The following is a 23,943-nucleotide window of genomic DNA, read 5'->3' on the forward strand; positions in this document are numbered from 1 at the left end:
GCCGGCGGTGGGTGCAGAAATGTGGTGTGCGGGAAGCGGTATCAGCGAAGACGTTCGGCCGAGCGGGCCAACTGAACCAGCGAGTCACACATGGGTGCGAGTTCATCGACGTCCGCACCTTCGGCAACCGCGGTCGCCAGGTCCTCGGCTGCGCAGCGGACTTCGAACATGCGATCCATGACCGCAGTCGACTCCTCGCGGGTCAACACGACGGCGTCGGTAGGAATGGACGTGCCCTTCACCTGCGCACGCTGTTCGTAGGCCCGCTGTCGGCAGGACTGCCTGCAGTAGCGCTTGCGGCGGCCCACACCGGTATCGGCGACCTCCCGCCCGCACCAGACACACGACTCGGGTTTGCGTGACGGGCCGACCATGATCGACCACCCTACCGGTCACTTCACATGCACCCGCCGACCGACGGGGCACGTCCCGGTAGGATGGGTAGGTTGCGTCTACGCCGCACGTGGGAACGAATTCCGATTCCACCGCGTTGTAGATGTGTGTGAACGCCTGGTCACCTGTTTCCGGGTGTGTCCATGCGGAGACGTTCGAGGAGAGGAAACCACCATGGCAGATCGCGTACTTCGAGGTAGCCGGCTCGGTGCGGTGAGCTACGAGACCGACCGCGACCATGATCTGGCGCCCCGTCGCATGGCGAAGTACCGCTGCGACAACGGCGAGATCTTCGACATTCCGTTCGCGGACGACGCAGAGATTCCCGGCACCTGGATGTGCCGTAACGGTCTCGAGGGCACCCTCATCGAGGGAACTGCCCCGGAGGCCAAGAAGGTCAAGCCGCCGCGTACCCACTGGGACATGCTGCTCGAGCGTCGCTCGAAGGAGGAGCTCGAGGAGTTGCTGAAGGAGCGCCTCGACCTGCTGAAGGCGAAGCGTCGCGGAGCCTGATTGCGCATGAAGCGTCGCGGAGCCTGACACCGCACCTGAACGAACGCCGTCTCGGAAGATCCGGGGCGGCGTTCGTCGTATCCGGGTCCTTCGTGTCGGGGTCTGCGGATCGAAGGCGTGAGGCGTGTCCGCCTGCAGAGATGTGGATGTGTTGCGCATCGAGCTCATTCACGCGCTCCGATCTACTGATGCACGGGCGAAGGTTCGCAGAAAGAACCGAGAACCGTCACGCCCCGAACACGTAGTCGAAGGAACTACGTGTGATCGCTGCCGCCACCAGATGGTGAGACGTGGATCACATGACGAGCCTCAATCTACTATTCGGAACGGATCCGTCAAGCGGATTGGCGTAGTCCACTTTTTGATCGTCAGCGCAGTTCAGAGCTTTGCTGTGCTTGCACTGTCAATCAATCGTGATACGAAAAGCCGCACCCGCCGGGCGCCCGGGTGGGCGTCCGTTGTCGTATTCCGCGTCTCGGTTCTCATGAAACTTTCATCGACCTTCGTGCCGTCGTCGCCTTTGAATCTGTATCCCCACTCGGCTACACGCTCAAACACCCACGAGCTGGCACCTCGGATATCCACGACGCGTCGTGCGCGGGTCAGAGATCGGACTGGACGGCCGTCTCGTTCGGAGTGCCACTGCGGTTTTCGCGCCCGTCGTTGCGTGAGTCCCGGCGCCGAGCGGCGAACGCCGCCACCAGCGCGCCGATCGCGACGATGCACAGGGCGACCTCCGGAAGCGACCCCAGCCGACTCGCGAGTGTGTGATCGGTCCGAAGGGGAAGCTCCGCGACGAGCGCAGCGGGTACGAACAGCTCTGTGTCCTCGACTGTGGATCCGTCCGGTGCGATGATCGCGCTGACGCCACTGGTCGCCGCCACCACAACCGCGCGACCGTGTTCCACCGCACGGACTTTCGACATCGCCAACTGTTGGTACGTCATCTCGGTGTCGCCGAAGGTCGCATTGTTGGTGGGTACGGCCAGAATCTGCGCGCCCGCGTCGACGGACTGCTGGAACGCACGGTCGAACGCGACTTCGTAGCAGGTGGCGATACCGACCGGTATCCCCGCTGCATGTACGACACCGTCACCGTCACCGGGGACGAAATTGCCGGCGCGGTCGGCGTAGGAAGAGAAGTGACGAAAGAAGTCTCGGTACGGCAGATACTCGCCGAAGGGCTGGATGATCTTCTTGTCGTGTTGCTCGGATGGGCCCTGTGCACCGTCCCACACCAGCACCGAATTGGTGGTCGTGTGACGGCCGCTCGGTAGCACAGTGTCGTTCACGAGAACAGCGCCGACGAGAATCGGAGCGCGGATCGCTTCCGAGGCCCGACTGATGTCACGAGCAGCGTCCTCGTTGCGCAGCGGATCGATGTCGGACGAATTCTCCGGCCACACCACGATGTCGGGGTGTGGGGCGCGGCCTGCTGCGACGTCGTCGGCCAGTTGCAGCGTCCGTGCCACGTGGTTGTCGAGAACCTGCTTTCGCTGCGAGTTGAAGTCCAACCCGAGCTGGGGAACGCTCCCCTGGATCGCCGCAACAGTGGCTGTCTCGTTGCCGTCGTCGAGATCCGCGAGGGTGGGTGCGACGAGCAGCGCAACGATGGAGGCGACCATCGTTGCCGCCAGCGCGCCGACGAGCGGCCGGCCGTAGCGGCGCCGCCTCAACGCCACCGCCGCGTAGGCCAGGCCGGCCCCGGTGAGAGCCACCGCGAAGCTCAGCAGGGGCGCACCCCCGAGCGATGCCAGAGGGAGCAGCCACCCTTCGGACTGCCCGAATGCGAGCCTGCCCCAGGGAAAGCCGCCGAACGGGACCGAGGAGCGCAACCACTCGGTGAGGGACCACACCGCCGCAATCCAGAGCGGCGCACCTGGTAGTCGCGCGACTAGCACCGCGAGCACTCCGAATATCCCGATGTACACCGCCTCGACGGCGGAAAGCGCCAGCCACGGCACCGCACCGACGAACTCCCCTATCCACGGGAGCAGTGGGACGAGGAAGCCGAGGCCGGCGAGATATGCGTAACCGAAGCCTGCTCGTAGTCGCACACCGCCGCGACCGAAGTCGGTGAGGACGAGCGTCAGTACCGCGAGTCCGATCGGGGCGAGAAACCACAGGGGGCGAGGAGGGAAGCCTGCGAAGACGAGCATGCCGGAAGCGATCGCCAATCCCGCACGACCGAGCACGGCAACCGGAAGACCGAATCGCCTATCGCTCATGAACGATCCGTCCTCGGTGCACACTGCGCACACACACCGGTAGTGGTGCGTCTTCGTCCAGGCGTGGCAATGCGGGCACCCGGGAGCGTGGGTCGGTGGACCAGCGCTGCACCGAGTCCTTCGGTGCACTGACCTCGAGTTCACCGACGTCCCACACCGCATACGAGGCAGGCGCACCTGGTTCGAGGGTGCCCGCCAATCCGTCGCGGACTCCCCCGGCGCGCCAGGCACCGCGTGTTGCGGCGGAGAAGGCGGCGCGCGGCGAGACACCGCTTCCCGGGGTCCGGTGCTGGACTGCCGCGCGCACCATCACCCAGGGGTCGACCGGGGTGACAGGGGCGTCCGATCCGAACGCCAGCGAGACGCCGGCTGCGGCAGCGGCAGCGAACGGGTTGAGCGAGACCCCCCGGTCGGGGCCCAATCGAGTGACGTACAGGTTGTCGGTTCCGCCCCACAGCGCGTCGAATCCGGGCTGCATGCTGGCGATCACTCCCCAGCTCGCGAGTTTGCGGATGTCTTCGTCACACATCATCTCGGCGTGCTCGAGTCGATGCCCGCGCGCCGCAAGGGCGGGTCCGCCGAGCTCGTCCGCAACGAGACCGAATCCCGCCACGGCCGCACCGACTGCGGCGTCGCCGATCACGTGGAAGCCGGCCTGAACCCCGGTCAGGGTGCACGCCCGGACGTGCGCGGCGATCTGCTCGGCCGTCAGGTAGCTGTTGCCGGAAGTCGACGGGTCGTCTGCGTACGGCTCGCGCAGCCAGGCGGTGTGGGATCCGATCGATCCGTCGATGAACAGGTCGCCTCCGAGCGCATGCGCCCCTGTCAGTGCCAGGAGGTCCTTCGCCTGTTCGGGAGATTCCGCTGCCTCACCCCAATACCCGCGCACCTCGACCCCGTGATCGTGTGCGAGCAGTTCCCGAAAATCGGTGAGGCCCGAGATGTCCGGGCCGCCGCACTCGTGGACGGCAACGACGCCTCGGGCTGCGATCGAGTCGAGCGCCGCACTCCGTGCGCGTTGACGCTGCCTGGTCGTGAGTAGGTCACGTGCCACCGAACGCACCGCGTGGTGGGCTTCGAAGCTCAGCGTGTCCTGCGGCGAGTATCCGGCGGTCTCGACGAGACCGGGCACCTCATTGCGAAGCGGAGTAGAGCACGACGCCGAGTGGACGTCGATCCGAGACAGGTAGACCTTGCGACCGGGCGCTGCCTCGTCGAGTTCGGCGGTCGTCGGTGCGAGGCCCTCCGGCCAGGCCGACTCGTCCCAGCCGTGGCCCCAGATGACGTCGTCGTCGTGAGTGCGGGCGAACTCGCTCAATCGGTGCAGACACTCACGCCGCGACGGAACTCCGACGAGGTCCAGACCCACGATGTTCAGACCGAGCGACGTGACGTGAACGTGAGTGTCGACGAATCCCGGGGTGACGAAGGCGCCGCCCAGGTCGACGATGTCGGCGTCCGGGTTCAGTGCGCGGCCGGCGCGTTCGTCACCCACCCAGCTCACGATGCCGTCCGTGATCGCCAGCGAGGTGGCGTCCGGGGACGAAGAGCTGTAGATGCGGCCGCCGACGAGCAGTTCAGTACTCACGGACGTCAAGTGTGCCCGTCAGGGTAGAACGGTGCGTCCAGGGGTCGAGGTTTCGTCGTAGTGCTCGTCCACTACCTCGCCGTCGATCACGTCTCCGGAGCCCGAGTGGGCACCGCCGAAGCGGCTTCCGGGCCCGAATCCTCGCGATGCCGCGAACGCCTGGTTGCTCGCGAAGGCCGCCTTGGTGCGTCGCCCGGCCACGAGCACGACCGCGGGACGCAGCACCCGGCGGGTCGGTGGGATGAGGAGTGCGAGTCCGAGAACCGAGGTGACGAGCCCGGGAACGAACATGAATACGGAGCCGAGACCGACGAGCGCGCCGTCCGCGAGTGCGGCACCGGGCGATCCCTGTCCCTGGCCCGCGCGACGCAGGCCGAGCAGCACCCGACGCCACTGCGAGGAGACCAACACCACACCGAGCGCGGTCCCTGCCAGCAGCAGGCACACCGTCCACACGACGCCGATCATGCTGCCCACCCAGATGAGGGCTGCTACCTCGACGATGACGTACAGCAGAAACAGTGCGGCATACATGGCGGCTCCCTTCGGCCTGAACTACGCGTGTGCGATCAGCGCCTTCGAGTGTTCAACGAACGAAATGCCCAGATTTCTCCCGGAACCGTCCATTTCGTGGCGGCCGCCACCGAATCGAAGATCGATCAGGCCGGTATCGAACATCGATCACGGCCGGTGGAGACGTCAGGAACTGGGGTTGACAAGTCCCGTTTCGTACGCGAGTACAACCGCCTGTACGCGATCGCGGAGTCCGAGCTTCGTCAGAATCCGACCGATATGAGTCTTCACCGTCGACTCCGAGAGAAACAGGTTCTGCGCAATCTCGGTGTTCGACAGTCCGGTGGCGACGTTCTCGAGAACTTGGCGCTCCCGGTCGGTCAGTACGTCCAGGACGGCCGGGTCGCGTCTGGGGGTGGCGTCGCCCCCGTCGATGAACCGGCCGAGCAGCCGGCGGGTCACCTTCGGCGAGACCACGGCATCTCCCGCCGCGACGCTCCGGATCGCCGACACCAGGTCTTCCGGGGGCGTGTCCTTGAGGAGAAATCCGCTGGCACCGGCACGAAGAGCACCGAGTGCATGTTCGTCGAGGTCGAACGTGGTCATCACCAGGACCCGACTAGAACTTCCGGACTCGAGGATCTGCGCCGTGGCGCTCACCCCGTCCACTACGGGCATACGCACGTCCATGAGAACGACGTCCGGTTCGAGTTTCCTGGCTGCCGCCACGGCCGCGGCGCCGTCACGCGCCTCACCCACCACGGTGATGTCGTCCTGCGCCTCGAGGACCATGTTCAGACCCATCCGCATGAGTTCCTGGTCGTCGACGAGTAGCACGGTGATCGGCACAACCGACAACCTAGTGGCTCGGCGGTCCCGGACGCTACGCAGTTCTGTCCCCGGTCAGCTGTCGATCTCGAGCGGCAGGGTGGCGCGTACCCGCCAGCTTCCGTCCGACCGCGGCCCGGCCGCCACCGTCCCACCGAGGACCGCGACCCGTTCGCGCATCCCGAGCAGACCGTTCCCGGACCCGGACGAGAACTTCTCGGTCGCCTTCCCGTTGTCGGTGACCTCCACCACGACCGTCTCGTCCGTTCGCTGCACTCGCACCCGGGCCTTGGGGTTCGGGCCTGCGTGTCGCAACACGTTGGTCAGCGACTCCTGGACGAGCCGGTGGACTCCGAGACTCACCGCCGGGCTGATCTCGTCGAGTTCACCCGTCAGCTCCAGTTCGACGCGAAGACCCGCACTGCGCATCATTTCGACGAGACTCGCCAGGCCCGCGGTGCCGTGCTGTGGCAGATCCTCGCCGTCCTCGACCCGCAGCAGGGACACCGTTCGGCGTAGCTCGGCCAGGGCTTCGCGCCCCGTTCCCGAGATGTTGCGGAGCGCCGGCTCGACTGCCTTCGGATTCTTGGCCAGGGCGTAGGTCGCACCGTCCGCCTGCACGATCATCACGCTCACCGCGTGCGCGACCACGTCGTGGAGTTCGCGGGCGATACGCGTTCGCTCCGCGGCGACGGCCTCGTGTGCCCGCCGGTCGCGGTCGTACTCGGCCACCTGCAATCGCGCCGCCACTTCCTCGTCGTAGGCGTGTCGGGCGCCGAGGAACTCGGCGGTGATCCACGACAGCGCGTACATCAGGGCTACCAACAGTGCTCCTTCGAGCACCGGCTGCTTCAGCAACTGTGTCGACGCCGTCGAGTCGATGGCCAACCCGACCAGGTAGATCGCCCCGGCGGTCCTTCCGACGTAGGCCACCAAGGTGTACAGGAGGATCGGGAGCGCGAGCAGTGCCGGGTGCTCGACCGTCAGATCGTCCATCGCCCAGCTCAGTGACGTGAGTGACAGCGACACGGCCAGCACCGCCGCGGCTGCAGTACGCGGAAACCTGCGGCGCCACACGACCGGAGCGCACAGGGCGAGCGCGAAGAACACATACAGCCCGGCTCCGCCAGTCACGAAGTCGTTCGCCAGGAGGACGACCGCTTCGAGACCCAGAAGTACGGCAGCGAGAATCGCGTCCGCCACCATCGGTTCGCCCCGCAGCCACAGACTGAATCTCCGCATGAGTCACAGCGTAAATACCGAGTGCTCGTGTGATTGAGTCTGGACCATGGATTTCGGCGACTGGGCGCTACTTCTGACTGCGGCAACTGCTGCGGGATGGGTCGACGCCGTGGTCGGTGGCGGCGGGCTCATCCTCTTGCCCGCGTTGTTCCTCGTCGCCCCCGGGCTCACCCCCGCGGCCGCGCTGGCCACCAACAAGCTGACCGCGTTCACCGGTACGTCGGCCGCCGTCATCACGTTCGCCCGCAAGGTTCGGCTGAACTGGCGCCTTCTCGCTCCCGCCGGTCTGCTCGCCGCGGTCACGTCGGCTCTGGGCGCTGCCACCGTTTCGCTCATCGACAAGGACATGTTCATCCCCGTGATCATGGTGATCCTGGTGGCCGTGGCTTTGTTCGTGACCCTCCGGCCGCAACTGGGAACATCACTGGCCACGCATCGGCCTTCGGCTCGAAAATTCGCGATAGTGGTGCTGCTCTCGGCGGGTGGACTCGGCTACTACGACGGTCTGTTCGGTCCGGGCACCGGCACATTTCTGATCATCAGTTTCGCCACCTTTCTGGGCACCGAATTCGTACGCAGCGCAGCGATGGCCAAGGTGATCAATCTGGGCTCGAACTTCGGGGCGCTGGTGTTCTTCGCCGCCACCGGCCACGTGTGGTGGACCCTCGGGCTCGCAATGGCGGTGTGCAACGTCGCGGGGGCGGTCACCGGATCGCGCATGGCACTGAGCAAGGGCGCCGGTTTCGTACGCATCACCCTGCTGGTCGTCGTGACGGTGATGGTGGTCCGCCTCGGTTGGCAGCAATTCGGGTGACAACCCGACTAGCGTGAAGCGGGTGACGGCGACCAGACAAATCGACTCCGACTTCCTCGCGCTCCCGTTGCGGCCGCTGGCGAATGCGGCGTTGGACGCGGCGAAACGAGCCGGCGCCACCCATGCCGATGTGCGGGTCCACCGGATCGCCACGTCGTCGATCCGGTTGCGGGACGGAGAGGTGCAAACTGCCGCCGACAGTTCCGAACTCGGATTCGCGGTGCGGGTCGTCGTCGACGGAACGTGGGGCTTCGCCTCGCACGCCGAGCTGACTCCTGTGGCCGCCTCGTCGACCGCGCAGCAGGCAGTCGAGGTGGCCCGTGCGCTGCGCGGACTCAATCGTGAGTATGTCGAGCTGGCCCCGGAACCCGTTCACGTCGACGCGCAGTGGATCTCGCCGTACGACACGGACCCGTTCACGATGAAAGTTTCGGACAAGATCGACGTTCTGGCGGACCGTTCGCGGCGTCTGTTGTCCCGAAGTGGCATCGATCATGTGAGCGCCGAGTGCCTGCAGGTGAAGGAACAGACCTTCTACGCCGATCTCGCCGGGACTTCAGTCACCCAACAACGCGTCCGAGTCCATCCCGAGATCGAGGCCACGTCCGTGGACCGCAGCACCGGCGGTTTCGAGACGATGCGCACCCTCGCCCCGCCGGTCGGGCGAGGCTGGGAGTACGTCGCAAAGGACGATCTGTGGGACTGGACCGACGAACTCGACCGACTCCCCGACCTCCTGGCGGAGAAGGTCGCCGCGCCGACCGTCACGGCCGGACCCACCGATCTCGTCATCGATCCATCCAACCTGTGGCTCACCATCCACGAATCCATCGGGCACGCCACGGAATACGACCGAGCCATCGGCTACGAGGCCGCCTACGCGGGGACCTCTTTCGCGACACCGGATCTGCTGGGTACGTTGCAGTACGGCAGCCCGATCATGCACGTCACAGCCGACCGCACCACGCCGCACGGTCTGGCCACGGTCGGCTACGACGACGAGGGAGTCGAGACCGGCTCGTGGGACCTGATTCGCGACGGTGTCCTGGTCGGCTATCAACTCGACCGCGCATTCGCGCCGCGCCTCGGCCTCGACCGCTCGAACGGCTGCTCGTACGCAGACTCGCCGCACCACGTGCCGATCCAGCGGATGGCGAACGTCTCGCTGCAGCCGGACCCGGACACCGACCGCAGCATCGACGACCTGATCGCCGACGTCGAGGACGGCATCTACGTCGTCGGCGACAAATCCTGGTCCATCGACATGCAGCGCTACAACTTCCAGTTCACCGGCCAACGGTTCCACCGGATCCGCAACGGACAATTGGTCGGCCAACTGCGTGACGTGGCGTATCAGGCCACCACCACCGACTTCTGGGGGTCGATGGCCGCGGTCGGCGGACCGTCCACCTGGCAACTCGGTGGCGCATTCAACTGCGGCAAGGCCCAACCCGGCCAGGTTGCGGCCGTGAGCCACGGGTCCCCCGCTGCCCTGTTCCGAAATGTCAACGTCCTCAACACGCGCACGGAGGGTGGCCGATGATTCCCGCCGAACAGGTCGTGGACCGCGTTCTCGACCTCGCCACGGTCGACGAGACCATCGTCATCGTCACCGACTCCAGCGAGGCGTCGCTGCGTTGGGCAGGAAGTTCCATGACCACCAACGGGATTTCGACCTCCAGGTCGTGGACGGTCGTGTCCATCTCGCGTTCCGGCGGTGCTGCCCGCGTTGGGATCGTCACATCGTCGAGCGTCGATGCCGGCGACATCGCCGCCGTGGTGTCGGCATCGGAGAGCGCTGCCCGCGCCGCACGCCCCGCATCCGATGCGGTGCCGCTCCTGACGGGTGGCCGCTCCCCCGACGACTGGGATCACGACGCGGCCCGGACCGAGATCGGCGTGTTCGAACAGCTCGCGCAGGACCTCAGTCAGGGATTCGACCGCTCGGATCGGTTGTACGGGTTCGCGCACCATCAGCTGCACACGACCTGGTTGGCCTCGTCCACGGGTATCCGTCGGCGCCATGTGCAGCCCACGGGCTCGGTGGAGATCAACGGCAAGCGCGGCGATGCCAGCGCCTGGGTCGGCATGGGCACCACGGACTTCACGGACGTGGCCGCAGTGAAGTTGCTCGAAGACCTCACGCACCGGTTGGACTGGTCGTCGCGCAGCGTCGACCTTCCTGCCGGTCGATACGAGACGATTCTTCCCCCGTCCGCCGTGGCCGATCTGATGATCTACCTGATGTGGACGATGGAGGGGCGCGGCGCCCACGAGGGTCGTTCGGCGCTGTCGCGGGCCGGCGGGACCCGAGTCGGAGAACGCCTCGGCACCCTCCCGTTCACTCTCTACTCCGACCCGACCGTGCGGGGGCTGGAAACCTCACCGTTTCTCGTGACCGGCCACTCGGACGACTCCGTATCGGTGTTCGACAACGGGATGGATCTGGCTCGCACGGAATGGATCCGGGACGGAGCGGTGAACGCGCTGTCGTATCCGCGATCTGCGGCGCAGGAGTTCTCGGGTGTCGCAGCGCCTCCGGGCGACAATCTCGTCCTCGACGGTGAGGGTTCCGTGACGGTCGATCGGATGGTCGCCGAGACGGAACGCGGCCTGCTGCTCACCACCCTCTGGTACATCCGCGAAGTCGACCCGGCGACGCTACTGCTGACGGGACTCACTCGTGACGGTGTGTACCTCGTTGAAAACGGTCAGGTGGTGGGCAGCGTCAACAACTTCCGCTTCAACGAGAGTCCCCTCGACCTCCTCCGCCGCGCCACTCAGGTCGGTGCCACGGAAAGGACGCTCCCCCGCGAGTGGAAAGACTGGTTCACCCTCACCGCGATGCCGTCGCTCCGAATTCCGGACTTCCACATGTCGTCGGTCAGCGAGGCGAGGTAGCGCCGCGGAACCTCTCGAAGCCCAACCTGTGGCACCCTCGGTGTGGGGAAAGTCCACGTGCTTCACGCCGACAGGGAGGGATTTTCATGACGAGCAGTTCAGAAGATTTTCCGGCGACTCCGCCGGTCCGGCGACACGGTAGGGCAAACCGACAGGGGCGCACGCTGTCCTGGACAGCTGCCGGGACCGGGTCCCCAGCGGTGCTCCTGGAGGCGGGTCTGGGATCGAGCAGTAGCTGGTGGGAACCGATCTTCGATCGCATCGCCGAATTCACCACGGTCATCACCTACGACCGAGCGGGATACGGACGGAGCAGTGACGGCGACGCCGCACCCGAAAGTGCCGTGCTCGACCTCGCAGAGGTAGTTCGAAGCGCCAACGCTCCCCAGTCGCTGGTGCTCGTCGGTCACAGCTGGGGCGGGGTGCTCGTCAGGCTCTACGCCGACGATCACGCGGATCGCGTCGAAGCCGCCGTCCTCGTCGACGCGACTCACGAAGGGTTGAGCGTCTTCACCAATCGTCTCGTCGCGGCACTGAGTCGCGCCGCATCCGCGCTACAGGTGCGGGCCGCCCGAAACGGACGACTGCGTAGGACGCTCGAAGCGGGCAGGGGTCCGATGGGATCCGTGATCGCGGGAGTGCCCGAGCCGTTGAGAAGCACTTTGATCGACGAGACATGTACTCCGCGTACTGCGGTTCAGGCGGGCAAGGAAATACGGGCGGTCGCACCGACCCTGAGGTCCATGACCTCTACCTTGCCCGATGTTCCTGTCGTCGCTCTCATCGCCGGCCGAGGTAAAGGCCCGGCCGAGCAGAGAGACCAGACAAAGATGCGCGACGTCTATGAGAAGTGGCTCGGCACGTTGGCAGATGGCCGTTTGATCGTCGCACCGAACAGTGGACACTTCGTCCCGCAACAGGATCCCGACCTTCTTGTCGACACCGTCCACGACTTGGTCGTCGAATCGGGTGGACGTTCAGACCGTTCGGCCGATCAAGGCGAGTCTTCGTCGTCGACCACGTGAACTGCAGCTTCTTCCGCGGACGCCGCGCCGCCGTCGATCCCGATGTCGTCGGCGACGAGGTCCTTCTCCGTGTCCGCGCCCGTTCCTTCGTCCTCGGCGACCAGGCGACCCGATCGTGAATCTCCCACCTCGCTGAAGTCACGAAATTCGGGGGATCCTTCGTATGCGGCCGACACGTCCGGTACTTCCTCCGCCAGACGCTGGTCCAACGACTCCCCCACCCGCTGTTCTGCGTCGGTGGTGCCGAACGAGTCGATCCCCAGTGGTCGTTCCGGGGGCGAATACCCCTCGTCCAGGACGTCGTCCACGCCACGGTCGATCAGCGTGTCCTCCGGCTGAAGCTGATCGTCCTCGTCCAGGTTGTATTCACCCGTGGACCCCTCGGGAGTGGTGTCGCCTTCGCGTGCGCTGTCCGGTGAACTCATGCCTTCACGATGCCACCGGACGCCGCGCAGTGTCACGAAACCAGAGGTCTGTGTCAGGGAAACACGAGGTCGCTGATGCGGAGTACGGTCGGGCCAGCACCTATCACCAGCTGCCAGACGGAACGGAGGCACCATGTCGAACGTATCCACCACGACCCTGGCCGGCCGCACGGTCGCGATCCTGGCCACAGACGGCGTCGAGGAAATCGAGCTCACACAACCCCGCACCGCCGTCGAGAACGCAGGCGCCACGGCTAGGTTGATCTCGCTCGGCAAAAGCGACATCCAGGCGATGAAGTCGGACGTGAACGCCGCCGGGACCTATCAGGTCGACGAACTGGTGGCGGACAGTTCCACCGACAGTTTCGATGCGTTGATACTTCCTGGCGGTACGACCAATCCCGACCAGCTACGACAGGACCCGGATGCCGTGGCATTCGTTCGCGACTTCATGCGTTCCGGCAAACCTGTTGCGGTCATCTGTCACGGGCCGTGGACTCTTGTCGAAGCCGATGTGGTCCGCGGACGCACGTTGACCTCCTACCCGAGTGTGCGAACGGATATCCGCAATGCGGGCGGCACGGTGGTCGACGAGGAAGTAGTCATCGACGGCAACCTGATCTCGAGTCGAAACCCCGATGATCTGCCGGCGTTCTGCAAGGTACTGGTCGACGTCCTCGCTGCGACGAGGACCTGAGCCGAGGGCTCAGCTCACAGGACGGATCGACAGCCCGATCGTGCCGTCCTTGCCGCGACGGAGGATGCTGCCCTTGACGGTGAGCCATCCGAGGATTCCGTACTTGCGGATGATCAGCGCCCGTGCGTGCTCGGTTCCGGTGGCGTCGAGCACATCGGCTTCTGCCTCCACCGGTTCGCCTTTCGGGTTTCCGCGCGCGTCGCATTCGGCGATCGTGACGCTCGGATTTCGGCGAATCCGCTTGACCTTGTACGAATCGGTGACCGTCCACATGAAGAGGCTCTCGCCCTCTGCCGCCGCCCACAACGGTGTTGCGACCGGAGTCCCGTTCTTCCGAAAGGTCGTGAGCAGCACGTACTTCGCGGACGCGGCCTGCTCGAATTCTGTGCTCATCCGGTCATGCTAGACGCAATCACGGCAGCGCACGAGACCACGACAGAAGGGTGACCGGCTCCGACTGCCCGTCCCATCGTCCGTCGATGCGAGGACCCGCAGCGACACCGACCGAACTCGTCGGCCTGCGCACCAACTGCACCGAGCCGTTCTTCTCGTCGACGGCGTCACCGGAGCCCGTCACATGGGCAGTGTTCTTCAGCGGTTTCCGTCCGCTCTCCGTGTGCAGGAACTGGCCCGCTTCGGTACCGCCCGAACCGATCACCGAGGCGACCACCGACACGTACACCGGATCGTGCACAGCGTCGTAGACCCACCGCTCACCCAGAATCGAGTGCTGCATCGTTCCCACGAGATGATCGTCCGCCCCTGTGAGCGGCGCAGCCCGGTACGTGAGCGGGATCTGAAGGACCGAACCGTCACGGTCCCGGATCAGGTGAGTCTCCATCCCGACCTCACCGTCGGGGTCGTCGAACCGGTAACTGGCGATCGCCTCGAGTGCGAGATCACCGGACCCGTCGTACCAGCCCTGGGTCGGCAGCCACGACGCGACGAGATCGAGCTTGGAGGGGTCGAGTTCTGCGTCGTAGATGAGAGCCATGATCCGAGGGTAGGTCAGTCACCCTCTAGTTCGCCCTCGGTCTCGAGATACACCTGACGCAACCCGTCGAGCGTGCTCTGCTCGGGTGCCTCCCACAACTGGCGTTCGGCCGCCTCGAGCAGGCGTTCGGCAATACCGTGCAACGCCCACGGGTTCGACTTCTCCATGAACTCGCGATTGGTCTCGTCCAGCACGTAGGACTCGGCCAGCTTCTCGTACATCCAATCGGCGACGACGTTGGTCGTGGCGTCATAGCCGAACAGGTAGTCGACCGTGGCCGCCATCTCGAACGCGCCCTTGTAGCCGTGCCGTCGCATCGCTGCCAGCCACCGGGGGTTGACGACGCGTGCCCGGAACACGCGGGAGGTCTCTTCCGACAGCGTTCGGGTACGCACGGAATCGGGGCGGGTGCTGTCGCCGATGTAAGCCTCGGGAGACTTTCCGGTGAGCGCGCGGACCGTCGCCACCATGCCGCCGTGGTACTGGAAGTAGTCGTCCGCGTCGGCGATGTCGTGCTCGCGCGTGTCGGTGTTCTTCGCCGCCACCGTGATCCGCTTGTATGCCGAGCGCATGTCGTCCGCTGCGGGAACTCCGTCGAGCCCACGGCCGTACGCGAAGCCTCCCCAGGTGGTGTACACCTCGGCGAGATCCTCGTCGCCGCGCCAGGTCTTCGAATCGATCAGTTGCAGCAGGCCCGCGCCGTAGGTTCCGGGCTTTGAACCGAAGATGCGCGTGGTGGCACGTCGTTCGTCACCATGTTCCGCCAGGTCGGCCTGGGCATGGGCGCGGACGAAGTTCTGATCGGCGGGCTCGTCCAGGGCCGCCACCAGTCGGACGGCGTCGTCGAGCATCGCGAGCACGTGCGGGAACGCGTCTCGGAAGAATCCGCTGATGCGGACGGTGACGTCGATACGCGGGCGGCCGAGTTCCTGGGGTGCGATCACCTCGAGGTTCACCACCCGTCGGCTGGCCTCGTCCCATACCGGGCGAACGCCGAGCAGTGCGAAGACTTCTGCGATGTCGTCGCCGGACGTGCGCATCGCGGACGTGCCCCACACGGACAGACCCACCGATGTCGGCCATTCGCCGTGGTCGCGCCGGTAGCGTTCGAGCAGCGAATCGGCCATCGCCTGCCCGGTCTCCCAGGCGAGCCGCGACGGAACTGCTTTCGGATCGACCGAATAGAAATTGCGGCCGGTCGGCAGGACGTTGATAAGCCCACGCAACGGCGAGCCGCTCGGACCCGCGGCGATGAATCCGCCGTCGAGCGCGTGCAGGACCTGCGCAATCTCGTCGTTCGTCTGCCGCAGACGCGGAACCACCTCGGTGGCCGCAAATTTCAGGATCTTCGCTACCGTCGGATCGTCGGTGAGTGAGTCGGCAGCGTCCGGCTCCCAGTCTTTGTCGAACATTCCCTTCACCAGGCCCAGGGCGGTCGTCTCCACCTCGTCGACGCGGCCCCGTGACTCGTCACCGTCCTCGCTCAGGCCGAGTGCTTCGCGCAGACCCGGAACGCTCTGCTCCCCGCCCCACATCTGGCGCGCACGCAGCATGGCGAGCACCAGTTCGACCTCCGCGTCGCCGACGGGAGCCGCGCCGAGCACGTGCAGGCCGTCTCGGATCTGCACGTCCTTGATCTCGCACAGCCACCCGTCGACGTTCAGGAGCATGTCGTCGAACACGTCTTCGTCGGGGCGCTCGGCGAGCCCGAGATCGTGATCCATCTTCGCGGCACGCATCAGCGTCCAGATCTGTTGGCGGATCGCCGGCAGCTTGGCCGGGTCGAGCGCCGAGATGTTCGCGTGCTCGTCGAGCAGCTGTTCGAGGCGCGAGATGTCGCCGTAGCTCTCCGCACGGGCCATCGGGGGGATGAGGTGATCGACCAGGGTGGCGTGCGCCCGGCGCTTCGCCTGGGTCCCCTCCCCCGGATCGTTGACCAGGAACGGGTAGATCAGGGGCAGGTCGCCGAGCGCCGCGTCGGTTCCGCACGTGGCGGACATGCCGAGTGTCTTGCCCGGCAACCATTCCAGGTTGCCGTGTTTGCCGAGGTGAACCACCGCGTCGGCGCCGAAGCCGCCCTGCTTCGTCTCCGCCGCGATCCAGCGGTAGGCGGCCAGATAGTGGTGACTCGGCGGCAGATCCGGGTCGTGATAGATGGCGACCGGCCGCTCACCGAATCCGCGCGGCGGCTGCACCATCAGAACGAGATTGCCGAACTGCATTGCGGCGATGACGATCTCGCCGTCCTTGTCGCTCGAGCGGTCGACGAACAGGTCGCCGGGTGCGGGCCCCCAGTGCTCTTCGACTCCCTCACGCAATTCCGCGGGAAGCGTCGCGAACCACTCGCGGTAGCGGGCGGCGGAGATGCGAATCGGATTGCCTTCGAGCTGTTCCGCGGTCAACCAATCAGGATCCTGGCCGCCGGCCGCGATGAGGGCGTGAATGAGGGCATCGCCGTCCTTCTCCGCCAGACCGGGTACTGCGTCCGCGCCGTCTTCCGGCCCGATGTCGTAGCCGGCCGCGCGCATCTCGCTCAGTAGTGCGATCGCGCTCGCCGGGGTGTCGAGGCCGACCGCGTTTCCTATCCGGGCGTGCTTGGTCGGGTAGGCCGACAACATGAGTGCAATCCGCCGCTCCGACGCGGGAATCGTGCGCAGCCGGGCATGCCGGACAGCGATTCCGGCGACCCGCGCCGCGCGTTCGGCGTCGGGAACATAGGTCGACAGTCCGTCCTCGTCGATCTCCTTGAACGAGAACGGAACGGTGATGAGGCGACCGTCGAACTCGGGTACGGCCACCTGGGTTGCGACGTCGAGCGGCGAGAGTCCGTCGTCGTTGGCCTCCCAGGTGGCGCGACTGCTCGTCAGACACAGGCCCTGGAGGATCGGAACGTCCAGTGCGGCGAGTTCCGCTACGTCCCAGGCCTCGTCGTCGCCGCCGGCACCAACCGTCGCCGGTTTCGTTCCGCCTGCGGCAAGCACGGTCACGACGAGCGCATCGGCCTGGCTCAGCGTTTCGAGAAGTTCGGGTTCCGCGGTGCGCAGGGATGCGCAGTAGATCGGCATCGGCTCTGCCCCGGCCGCCGCGATCGCCTCGCACAGGGCTTCGATGTAGCGCGTGTTCCCGGCGAGGTGTTGCGCTCGGTAATACAGCACCGCCACCTTCGGCTGTGAGTGGTCTGCGAGTCCCTGGACTCGCCAACCACTCACAGGGGTGAGGTGGCCCCAACTGGGCAGGTGAACAGGCGGCTCGAAGCCGTGCCCTGTCAGCAACACGGTGTCCGACAGGAAGTTGTACAGCTGCGCCAGGTTGTCGGAGCCGCCCTCGGCGAGATAGTTGTGCGCCTCTGCGGCGACACCGAGCGCGACCGTCGAGTGCTCCATCAGTTCGGCGTCCGGTGCATGTTCACCACCGAGCGCCACCACCGGAATTCCGGACGCGACGACGGCGTCGAGTCCCTCTTCCCACGCCCGGCGTCCACCGAGGATGCGGACCACGACGATGTCGACGCCGACGAGCAACGCGGGCAGGTCCTCGTCCACCAGCAAACGCGCCGGATTGGCCCATCGATAGTCGGCACCGCTGGCACGGGCGCTGAGCAGATCGGTGTCGGACGTCGAGAGCAGCAGAATCACGGATGAAGCCTTCCTTGGGGGTGTCGCGCCCCGTGGCATGTGTCGAGTGGCCCGCAGACGAGGGTCTGGCTGCCCGGCAAAGATCTCTCGACCTGCCGGGTACACAGTGGCGCGACCGCACCGGATTCACACCGGTTTCCTCGCCTGCAGTCGCAAGTGGTCGTGATGCTACCGGGGTCGCGCAGTAGCCTGTGACCATGCCCCGATCGCGCCTTCGCCCCGACGCCTGCCCCGGTGCGTTGCAGGTTCATCAGGCGGCGGACGGCAACCTGGCGCGGGTTCGGCTACCCGGCGGCATCCTGACTCCCTCCCAGGTACAGACGCTGGCCGAGTCGGCCACCCGCTGGGGCAACGGCGAACTCGAGCTGACGTCGAGAGGCAACATTCAACTTCGTGCCGTCGCCGACCCCGCCGCGTTTGCGGACCACATCGCGTCCGCTGGACTGTTGCCGTCGCCCAGTCACGAACGGGTCCGGAACATCCTTGCGTCGCCGCTCAGTGGCCGGGTCGGAGGGCAGGCCGATGTTCGCGCTCTGGTCCACAGCCTGGACCGCACGCTGTGCGACACACCTGCACTGTCCGAGCTGCCGGGGCGGGCGCTCTTCACGCTCGACGACGGCCGCGGCGACGTCTCCCCGCTTCGAGGTGACTTCGGTGTGCACGCGATGACCGATACCGAATCGGCATTGATGCTCGCCGGACGAGACAGCGGTGTCCGTATCCGCACGGCGGATGCGGTATCGGTGCTCATCGACTCGGCGCATGCGTTCCAGCAGATTCGCGATTCCGAGTGGCGGTTGGCGGAGGTCCCCGATGGGGCCGACCGTGTTCTCGAGCGGCTCGGCCTGTCTGCCGACGCGGCCCCGATGTCCACGACGCCCGATGCGAAGCCTCCGATCGGGTGGCTCGATCACGAGGACGGGCTCGTCACACTCGGTGGCGGCCTGCCCTTCGGTGTTCTCGATGCCCGGCTCGCCGAATTCCTCGCCGCCGTCGAACGACCGGTGATCGTGACGCCGTGGAAGACGGTACTGCTGTGCGATCTCACCGAGGACATGGCCGAACAGGTCGTTCGAGTACTCGCCCCGATGGGACTGATCTTCGACGAGAAGTCGCCTTGGCTGCGGGTGTCTGCGTGCACTGGTCGTCCGGGCTGCGCGAAGGCACTGGCCGACGTTCGCGCCGATGCCCGCGCCGTGATCGAACAAGCGGTCACCGAGGGCGCCGAGTTGCCCATGGCAGGGGACCAGCACTGGTCCGGTTGTGATCGGTTGTGCGGGCGTCCTCGCTCCGCCGTCGTCGATGTCGTGGCCACCGGCGACGGATATCGGTACAGCAGGCCCTGACCACGGTGCGGGGCTTCCGGCATCCCCCTCTATCGTCTATCCCATGACCGAGTACATCCGTAGCGGCGCAGAGATCTACCGACAGTCGTTCGCCACGATTCGCGGCGAGGCGGATCTCGACCGGTTCCCCGAGTCCGTGTCGCAGGCCGTGGTCCGGATGATTCATGCCAGTGGGCAGGTCGACCTCGTCGACGACATCTCGTTCACACCCGACGTCGTCACCGCTGCGCGGGATGCACTGAAAAGCGGTGCGCCGATCCTCTGCGACGCCAACATGGTGGCGGCAGGCGTCACACGCACACGGCTCCCTGCCGACAACGAAGTGCTGTGCACCCTCCGCGATCCGCGAGTCCCCGCGCTGGCGGAGAAGATGGGGAACACGCGGTCCGCCGCTGCGCTGGAACTGTGGGGAGACAAACTGGGCGGCGCAGTCGTGGCCATCGGAAATGCGCCGACCGCACTGTTCCACCTCCTCGACATGATCGAAGCCGGGGCGCCGCGGCCCGCCGCCGTCGTGGGTGGCCCCGTCGGGTTCATCGGCGCCGCCGAATCGAAGGAGGCACTGATCGTGCATCCCAGCACTCTCGAACACCTGCTGCTTCGTGGCCGACGTGGCGGCAGCGCCATCACCGCCGCCGCAGTCAACGCGATCGCGAGCGAAATCGAATGAGCGGCAAACTGTGGGGTGTCGGGATCGGCCCGGGCGACCCGGAACTGGTCACCGTCAAGGCGGCCCGGGTGATCGGCGAAGCCGACGTGGTTGCGTTCCACAGCGCCCGCCACGGTAAGAGCATCTCTCGCGGCGTCGCCGCGCCGTACATGCGTGAGGGCCAACTCGAAGAACACCTCGTGTACCCGGTCACCACGGAAACCGTGGACCACCCCGGCGGCTATCAGGGTGCGATGGACGAGTTCTACGAGAGCGCTGCAGCCACCCTCGCCGCCCATCTCGACGCCGGGCGTGACGTCGCTCTGCTCGCGGCGGGAGATCCGCTGTTCTACAGCTCGTACATGCACATGCACAAACGCCTGGCACACCGCTTCGACGCCGAAATCGTGCCGGGAGTCACCTCGATCAGCGCCGCCTCCGCCACGATGGGCACGCCGCTCGTCGAGGGCGAAGAGATCCTCACCGTTCTGCCCGGGACGCTTCCGGAAGCCGAGCTCACTCGTCGTCTCCGAGAGACCGATGCCGCCGCGATCCTCAAGCTCGGGCGCACCTACCCACACGTCCGCCGCGCGCTGACCGAATCCGGACGGATCGACGAAGCCCGATACGTCGAACGTGCCAGCACCACGCGAGAACGAGTGGCCGCGGCCGCCGAGGTCTCGGACGACGAGGTTCCGTACTTCGCCATCGCCATCGTCCCCAGCCCGTCGAACAACCCGGATCCGGCCCCCCGGAGCGGCGAGGTGGTCGTGGTCGGCCTCGGCCCGGGAGATCACGGGTGGACGACGTCCGAGGCGTCCCACGAACTCGCACGGGCGACCGACCTCGTGGGATACGGCCCGTACATCGACCGTGTTCCCCACCGCCCCGGTCAGCGCCGACATTCGAGCGACAACCGGGTCGAGACCGAACGCGCCGCCATGGCACTCGATCTCGCGAAGAACGGGGCCCGCGTTGCCGTGGTGTCCTCGGGCGACCCGGGTGTGTTCGCGATGGCATCCGCTGTTCTCGAAGTTGCCTCGGACGATCAGTGGCGTGACGTCCCGGTCCGGGTCGTACCGGGGATGACCGCGGCCAATGCCGTCGCGAGTCGGGTCGGAGCACCGTTGGGACACGACTATGCAGTGATCTCACTGTCCGACCGCCTCAAGCCGTGGGATGTCGTCGCACAGCGAATTTCGGCTGTCGCGGGCGCCGACATGGCGTTCGCCGTCTACAACCCGGCATCCAAGTCCCGCACCTGGCAGGTCGGTGCGATGCGCGATCTCGTTCTCGAGCACCGCTCCCCCGACACCCCTGTGATCATCGGCAGAGACGTGGCCGGCGCCGAGGAAAGCGTCCGGGTGGTCCGACTCGCCGATCTCGACCCGGCCGAAATCGACATGCGGTGCCTGTTGATCGTCGGCTCCTCGACAACCACGGTGCACCGACACGGTGATGCGGCGCGGGTGTTCACGCCGCGCCGCTATCCGAGCTGAGTTACTACGCTTCCTTCATCGAATCGATGACGGCCTGCACCATTGTGACGACGGTGGCTTCGGCCGCCGCCTTCTCGATACCCAGGCCGGACAGCACACCCTCGCCGTCCTCGTGCTCGAGGAGTGCGAGCAGCACGTGCTCGGTCCCGACGTAGTTGTGGCCCAACCTCAGTGCCTCCCTGAAGGTCAACTCCAAGACCTTCTTCGACGCCGCATCGAACGGGATCAGTGCCGGCACGTCTTCGGCGGCAGGAGGCCGCGCTGCGGTCGCCGCGGCCCGCACCGACTCGAGGCTCACGCCGAGTTCGACGATGGCGCGCGCACCCAAGCCGGCGGGATCCTCGAGCAATCCGAGGATCAGGTGCGCGGGGGTGATCGCGTCGTTGCTCGCGCTGCGGGCCTCGTTCTGGGAAACGACCACGACACCCCGCGCCCGCGGTGTGAACCGATTGAAACCCTCGTTCGGATCGAGATCCGATTCACCGGACGGCCCCTTGGGTACGAACCTCTTCTGCGCCGCCTGCTTGCTCACTCCCATGCTCTGCCCGATGTCGGTCCAGGAGGCACCCGAACGCCGCGCTTGGTCCACGAAGTGCCCGATCAGGTGGTCGGCAACATCACCGAGGTGGTCGGCCATCAGCATCGCGTCGGACAGTTGGTCGAGGGCGTCGGGGTGAACCTTCTTGATCGCGTCGATCAGCTCGTCGAGGCGAACGTTGTGGGTCATCTTCACTGAATCATCCATGCGTCAACCATAGGTTGACGCATTCGAGTTCGTCAACCATTGGTTGACGTAGTTTCAGTTCAGTCTCCCGGACCTCAGTTCCGTGACCGCGATCCGGGCCGCCCGTCCGATGGCCGCGTCCACGACAGGAAGCATCGGGTCCGCTCTCGCCGCACGCGTGAACACCGACACCGCGATGGGGACCTCACCCGGAAATGTCACTACCGCGACCTCGTTGCGAATTGCACCGATGGTTCCGGTCTTCCCGGCTACCACCGTGTCCGAATAGGGAAACCCCGATCTGATTCGGTGAGACCACACCTGTGCGGCCATCACCTCGCGAACGAATCGGGCACTCCCCGGCGACAGCACGCGATCCGTCCACACCGCGTCGAGCAGGGCTGTCATCTCTCGGGGAGTCGTGGCACTCGCATAGGACGGATCGTATGCGGACACGGTCCACGCCTCGTCGTTGCTCGCCAGCGCTGCGAACGCCTCTGCCGTGGTGTGCGCCTTCGCGTCTATCACCAGTCTGCGGTGAACATCGGCCGTCCCGCCGACCACTCGGGTCCGCGGCAGTCCGAGCGCACCGAGCAGGGATTCGATGCGCTCCAGCCCGACTCTGCCGAGGACCAGATCGGCAGCGGCGTTGTCGGACACCGTCATCATCGAGACGGCGAGGTCACGCCAACTCAGTGAGACGGGGTCGTGAAACAGCGATACCCCGGTCGGACCAGGGGTGCATGCGGTGGGTTCGAATCGCACCGTGGCACGCGGATCGATGTCCCCCTCGTCGAACGATTCGCACAAGGCGAGAAGCAGCGGAAGCTTGTACACGGACGCCATCACCACGAGATCGTCTGCCCCGAAGGACACTTCGGCACTGTCACCGGAGCCGACACGTCGAGCATGCAGGTGACCGACACAGCCCGCATCGGCGAACACGTCTCGAATTCGCTTCTCGGCGCTCACGCTCATCGGTCGGCTGTCAGCATGACTCGGTCGAGCGCCCGCACCGCAGTGGCAGGTTCGTGGGACGGTCGCCACACGATCCGCATCCGCAGAGCCAACTCCTCTCGAAGCAGCCCGATCCAGGCGACGCCGGGCACCGCGGCAGGACGCACGGCGGTGACGCCGAAGCATTCTCCCGCCGCCACTTGGGCGAGAAGATCACGTCCATCCTTTGCGGTCCGCATCTCGGGGTCGAGCCCTTTGGCGCGCAGGACGTCGATCAGAAGGTCGTGCGCCGGTGGATTGTCGGAACGGGGACGGGATGCGAACGCCAGGCCGCGCACCATGCGCAGATGCGGTCTTTCCGCCGCGGCCACGGGGTGCTCTGCAGGCGCGACCAGCCATCGTCGAAGTGTGAGGACCGGTCCGCAGTCCAGCCCGGTCAGCAGAGCGGGGTGATCGACTACCGCTACGTCGAGGAGCCCACCACCGACCGCATCGACCAGACGATTGGTCGAATCCGTCGTGGTCGACACCTGGGTTGCCGGGCCGGAAGTGCTGTGCCGCAACGCCTTGACACACGCCATTGCGACCTCGTCCGGAACCGTATCGGCCACACCCCATCTGATTCCGGTGTCGCTACCACCTGCCACCCGCCGCGCTTCGTCCTCGAATCTGGCGGCATCCGCCACCAACAGACGCGCGCGAGGGAGAAGTTCGCGTCCCGCGTCGGTGAGAACGGCACCGCGGTGACCGCGATGGACAAGATCGATCCCCACTCGCTGTTCCAGTCGGCGCACCCCCTGAGACAACGGCGGCTGGGTCATACCCAAACTCTCGGCCGCACGGCCAAAATGGCCTTCCTCGGCGACGGCGACGAAGAAACTCAGATGACGGATCAAATCCATGAGACGCCATTCAACCAGTCGCCCGGACAAGATCGAGCCCGTACTCGCCCGGCGAACCTGGGACGATATC

Annotated in this window: 22 protein-coding genes; 9 read left to right on the plus strand and 13 right to left on the minus strand. The window is 66.1% G+C overall.

Translation table 11 applies throughout. The annotated features are described in order from the left end of the window. Positions 1-41: 41 nt before the first annotated feature. Complete coding sequence (locus ACZI8R_RS02680) at positions 42-374, minus strand: hypothetical protein (RefSeq protein WP_463377997.1); 333 nt, start codon at positions 372-374, stop codon at positions 42-44. Between the two features lie 193 nt (positions 375-567). Here ACZI8R_RS02680 and ACZI8R_RS02685 point away from each other — a divergent pair, with 193 nt between their 5' ends. Then, positions 568-906 (plus strand): RNA polymerase-binding protein RbpA, encoded by a 339-nt coding sequence (locus ACZI8R_RS02685; RefSeq protein WP_463377998.1) that lies wholly within the window; start codon positions 568-570, stop codon positions 904-906. A gap of 602 nt (positions 907-1,508) precedes the next feature. Here ACZI8R_RS02685 and lnt read toward each other — a convergent pair. From lnt to ACZI8R_RS02710, 5 genes are all read right to left on the minus strand, one after another. Next, positions 1,509-3,134 (minus strand): apolipoprotein N-acyltransferase, encoded by a 1,626-nt coding sequence (lnt, locus tag ACZI8R_RS02690; protein ID WP_463377999.1) that lies wholly within the window; start codon positions 3,132-3,134, stop codon positions 1,509-1,511. Beyond that, entirely contained in the window at positions 3,124-4,722 is a 1,599-nt protein-coding gene (locus tag ACZI8R_RS02695; protein ID WP_463378000.1) for an amidohydrolase, read from the minus strand. The genes lnt and ACZI8R_RS02695 overlap by 11 nt, the downstream gene beginning before the upstream one ends. Before the next feature lie 18 nt (positions 4,723-4,740). Further along, positions 4,741-5,256, minus strand: coding sequence for an FxsA family protein (locus ACZI8R_RS02700; RefSeq protein ID WP_463378001.1), 516 nt, complete (start codon positions 5,254-5,256; stop codon positions 4,741-4,743). A 165-nt stretch (positions 5,257-5,421) separates the two neighbouring features. Further along, on the minus strand, positions 5,422-6,084 hold the full coding sequence (locus ACZI8R_RS02705) for a response regulator (RefSeq protein WP_463378002.1): 663 nt from the start codon (positions 6,082-6,084) through the stop codon (positions 5,422-5,424). A gap of 54 nt (positions 6,085-6,138) precedes the next feature. Next, entirely contained in the window at positions 6,139-7,305 is a 1,167-nt protein-coding gene (locus tag ACZI8R_RS02710; protein WP_463378003.1) for a sensor histidine kinase, read from the minus strand. Positions 7,306-7,351: 46 nt separating this feature from the next. Here ACZI8R_RS02710 and ACZI8R_RS02715 point away from each other — a divergent pair, with 46 nt between their 5' ends. The 4 genes from ACZI8R_RS02715 to ACZI8R_RS02730 all read left to right on the plus strand — a co-directional run bounded on the left by ACZI8R_RS02715 (position 7,352) and on the right by ACZI8R_RS02730 (position 12,045). Next, positions 7,352-8,119, plus strand: a complete 768-nt coding sequence (locus ACZI8R_RS02715) for a TSUP family transporter (RefSeq protein ID WP_463378004.1) — start codon at positions 7,352-7,354, stop codon at positions 8,117-8,119. 22 nt (positions 8,120-8,141) lie between these two features. Beyond that, positions 8,142-9,662 (plus strand): TldD/PmbA family protein, encoded by a 1,521-nt coding sequence (locus ACZI8R_RS02720; RefSeq protein ID WP_463378005.1) that lies wholly within the window; start codon positions 8,142-8,144, stop codon positions 9,660-9,662. Next, on the plus strand, positions 9,659-11,020 hold the full coding sequence (locus ACZI8R_RS02725) for a metallopeptidase TldD-related protein (protein ID WP_463378006.1): 1,362 nt from the start codon (positions 9,659-9,661) through the stop codon (positions 11,018-11,020). Before ACZI8R_RS02720 ends, ACZI8R_RS02725 begins: the two co-directional genes overlap by 4 nt. 86 nt (positions 11,021-11,106) lie before the next feature. Continuing rightward, the gene (locus ACZI8R_RS02730; protein WP_463378007.1) at positions 11,107-12,045 is read left to right on the plus strand and encodes an alpha/beta fold hydrolase; all 939 of its coding nucleotides are present in this window, start codon (positions 11,107-11,109) and stop codon (positions 12,043-12,045) included. On the opposite strand, the gene ACZI8R_RS02735 is transcribed toward ACZI8R_RS02730, so the two are convergent. Then, the gene (locus tag ACZI8R_RS02735; RefSeq protein WP_463378008.1) at positions 12,015-12,470 is read right to left on the minus strand and encodes a DUF5709 domain-containing protein; all 456 of its coding nucleotides are present in this window, start codon (positions 12,468-12,470) and stop codon (positions 12,015-12,017) included. The genes ACZI8R_RS02730 and ACZI8R_RS02735 overlap by 31 nt on opposite strands. 133 nt (positions 12,471-12,603) lie before the next feature. Here ACZI8R_RS02735 and ACZI8R_RS02740 point away from each other — a divergent pair, with 133 nt between their 5' ends. Further along, positions 12,604-13,167 (plus strand): type 1 glutamine amidotransferase domain-containing protein, encoded by a 564-nt coding sequence (locus ACZI8R_RS02740; RefSeq protein WP_463378009.1) that lies wholly within the window; start codon positions 12,604-12,606, stop codon positions 13,165-13,167. A 9-nt stretch (positions 13,168-13,176) separates the two neighbouring features. Here the strand turns inward: ACZI8R_RS02740 and ACZI8R_RS02745 are convergent, their stop codons facing one another. From ACZI8R_RS02745 to ACZI8R_RS02755, 3 genes are read right to left on the minus strand one after another with little or no spacing between them, the layout of a single operon-like run. Continuing rightward, on the minus strand, positions 13,177-13,560 hold the full coding sequence (locus ACZI8R_RS02745; RefSeq protein ID WP_463378010.1) for a PPOX class F420-dependent oxidoreductase: 384 nt from the start codon (positions 13,558-13,560) through the stop codon (positions 13,177-13,179). 19 nt (positions 13,561-13,579) lie between these two features. After that, the gene (locus tag ACZI8R_RS02750; RefSeq protein ID WP_463378011.1) at positions 13,580-14,161 is read right to left on the minus strand and encodes a CG0192-related protein; all 582 of its coding nucleotides are present in this window, start codon (positions 14,159-14,161) and stop codon (positions 13,580-13,582) included. 14 nt (positions 14,162-14,175) lie between these two features. Then, entirely contained in the window at positions 14,176-17,796 is a 3,621-nt protein-coding gene (locus tag ACZI8R_RS02755; protein WP_463378012.1) for a cobaltochelatase subunit CobN, read from the minus strand. Between the two features lie 197 nt (positions 17,797-17,993). Here ACZI8R_RS02755 and cobG point away from each other — a divergent pair, with 197 nt between their 5' ends. From cobG to ACZI8R_RS02770, 3 genes are read left to right on the plus strand one after another with little or no spacing between them, the layout of a single operon-like run. After that, positions 17,994-19,142 (plus strand): precorrin-3B synthase, encoded by a 1,149-nt coding sequence (cobG, locus tag ACZI8R_RS02760; RefSeq protein WP_463378013.1) that lies wholly within the window; start codon positions 17,994-17,996, stop codon positions 19,140-19,142. A 43-nt stretch (positions 19,143-19,185) separates the two neighbouring features. Continuing rightward, on the plus strand, positions 19,186-19,812 hold the full coding sequence (locus ACZI8R_RS02765) for a precorrin-8X methylmutase (protein WP_463378014.1): 627 nt from the start codon (positions 19,186-19,188) through the stop codon (positions 19,810-19,812). After that, positions 19,809-21,290, plus strand: a complete 1,482-nt coding sequence (locus tag ACZI8R_RS02770) for a precorrin-2 C(20)-methyltransferase (protein ID WP_463378015.1) — start codon at positions 19,809-19,811, stop codon at positions 21,288-21,290. The genes ACZI8R_RS02765 and ACZI8R_RS02770 overlap by 4 nt, the downstream gene beginning before the upstream one ends. A 4-nt stretch (positions 21,291-21,294) precedes the next feature. Here the strand turns inward: ACZI8R_RS02770 and ACZI8R_RS02775 are convergent, their stop codons facing one another. From ACZI8R_RS02775 to ACZI8R_RS02785, 3 genes are read right to left on the minus strand one after another with little or no spacing between them, the layout of a single operon-like run. Beyond that, the gene (locus ACZI8R_RS02775; protein ID WP_463378016.1) at positions 21,295-22,035 is read right to left on the minus strand and encodes a Clp protease N-terminal domain-containing protein; all 741 of its coding nucleotides are present in this window, start codon (positions 22,033-22,035) and stop codon (positions 21,295-21,297) included. Between the two features lie 54 nt (positions 22,036-22,089). Further along, positions 22,090-22,992, minus strand: coding sequence for a serine hydrolase (locus tag ACZI8R_RS02780; RefSeq protein WP_463378017.1), 903 nt, complete (start codon positions 22,990-22,992; stop codon positions 22,090-22,092). Then, positions 22,989-23,873, minus strand: coding sequence for a LysR family transcriptional regulator (locus tag ACZI8R_RS02785; protein WP_463378018.1), 885 nt, complete (start codon positions 23,871-23,873; stop codon positions 22,989-22,991). Before ACZI8R_RS02785 ends, ACZI8R_RS02780 begins: the two co-directional genes overlap by 4 nt. Positions 23,874-23,943: the final 70 nt, after the last annotated feature.

The sequence above is a fragment of the Rhodococcus huquni genome (genome assembly GCF_055231055.1).

Excerpts from the sequence above, each read along its gene's own strand:
- ACZI8R_RS02765 (WP_463378014.1), top strand. The coding sequence starts at position 19,186 with ATGACCGAGTACATCCGTAGCGGCGCAGAGATCTACCGACAGTCGTTC.
- ACZI8R_RS02710 (WP_463378003.1), bottom strand. The coding sequence starts at position 7,305 with ATGCGGAGATTCAGTCTGTGGCTGCGGGGCGAACCGATGGTGGCGGAC.
- ACZI8R_RS02780 (WP_463378017.1), bottom strand. The coding sequence starts at position 22,992 with ATGAGCGTGAGCGCCGAGAAGCGAATTCGAGACGTGTTCGCCGATGCG.
- ACZI8R_RS02680 (WP_463377997.1), bottom strand. The coding sequence starts at position 374 with ATGGTCGGCCCGTCACGCAAACCCGAGTCGTGTGTCTGGTGCGGGCGG.
- ACZI8R_RS02700 (WP_463378001.1), bottom strand. The coding sequence starts at position 5,256 with ATGTATGCCGCACTGTTTCTGCTGTACGTCATCGTCGAGGTAGCAGCC.
- ACZI8R_RS02745 (WP_463378010.1), bottom strand. The coding sequence starts at position 13,560 with ATGAGCACAGAATTCGAGCAGGCCGCGTCCGCGAAGTACGTGCTGCTC.
- ACZI8R_RS02775 (WP_463378016.1), bottom strand. The coding sequence starts at position 22,035 with ATGGATGATTCAGTGAAGATGACCCACAACGTTCGCCTCGACGAGCTG.
- ACZI8R_RS02715 (WP_463378004.1), top strand. The coding sequence starts at position 7,352 with ATGGATTTCGGCGACTGGGCGCTACTTCTGACTGCGGCAACTGCTGCG.
- ACZI8R_RS02735 (WP_463378008.1), bottom strand. The coding sequence starts at position 12,470 with ATGAGTTCACCGGACAGCGCACGCGAAGGCGACACCACTCCCGAGGGG.
- ACZI8R_RS02750 (WP_463378011.1), bottom strand. The coding sequence starts at position 14,161 with ATGGCTCTCATCTACGACGCAGAACTCGACCCCTCCAAGCTCGATCTC.
- cobG (WP_463378013.1), top strand. The coding sequence starts at position 17,994 with ATGCCCCGATCGCGCCTTCGCCCCGACGCCTGCCCCGGTGCGTTGCAG.
- lnt (WP_463377999.1), bottom strand. The coding sequence starts at position 3,134 with ATGAGCGATAGGCGATTCGGTCTTCCGGTTGCCGTGCTCGGTCGTGCG.
- ACZI8R_RS02770 (WP_463378015.1), top strand. The coding sequence starts at position 19,809 with ATGAGCGGCAAACTGTGGGGTGTCGGGATCGGCCCGGGCGACCCGGAA.
- ACZI8R_RS02725 (WP_463378006.1), top strand. The coding sequence starts at position 9,659 with ATGATTCCCGCCGAACAGGTCGTGGACCGCGTTCTCGACCTCGCCACG.
- ACZI8R_RS02730 (WP_463378007.1), top strand. The coding sequence starts at position 11,107 with ATGACGAGCAGTTCAGAAGATTTTCCGGCGACTCCGCCGGTCCGGCGA.
- ACZI8R_RS02685 (WP_463377998.1), top strand. The coding sequence starts at position 568 with ATGGCAGATCGCGTACTTCGAGGTAGCCGGCTCGGTGCGGTGAGCTAC.
- ACZI8R_RS02740 (WP_463378009.1), top strand. The coding sequence starts at position 12,604 with ATGTCGAACGTATCCACCACGACCCTGGCCGGCCGCACGGTCGCGATC.
- ACZI8R_RS02785 (WP_463378018.1), bottom strand. The coding sequence starts at position 23,873 with ATGGATTTGATCCGTCATCTGAGTTTCTTCGTCGCCGTCGCCGAGGAA.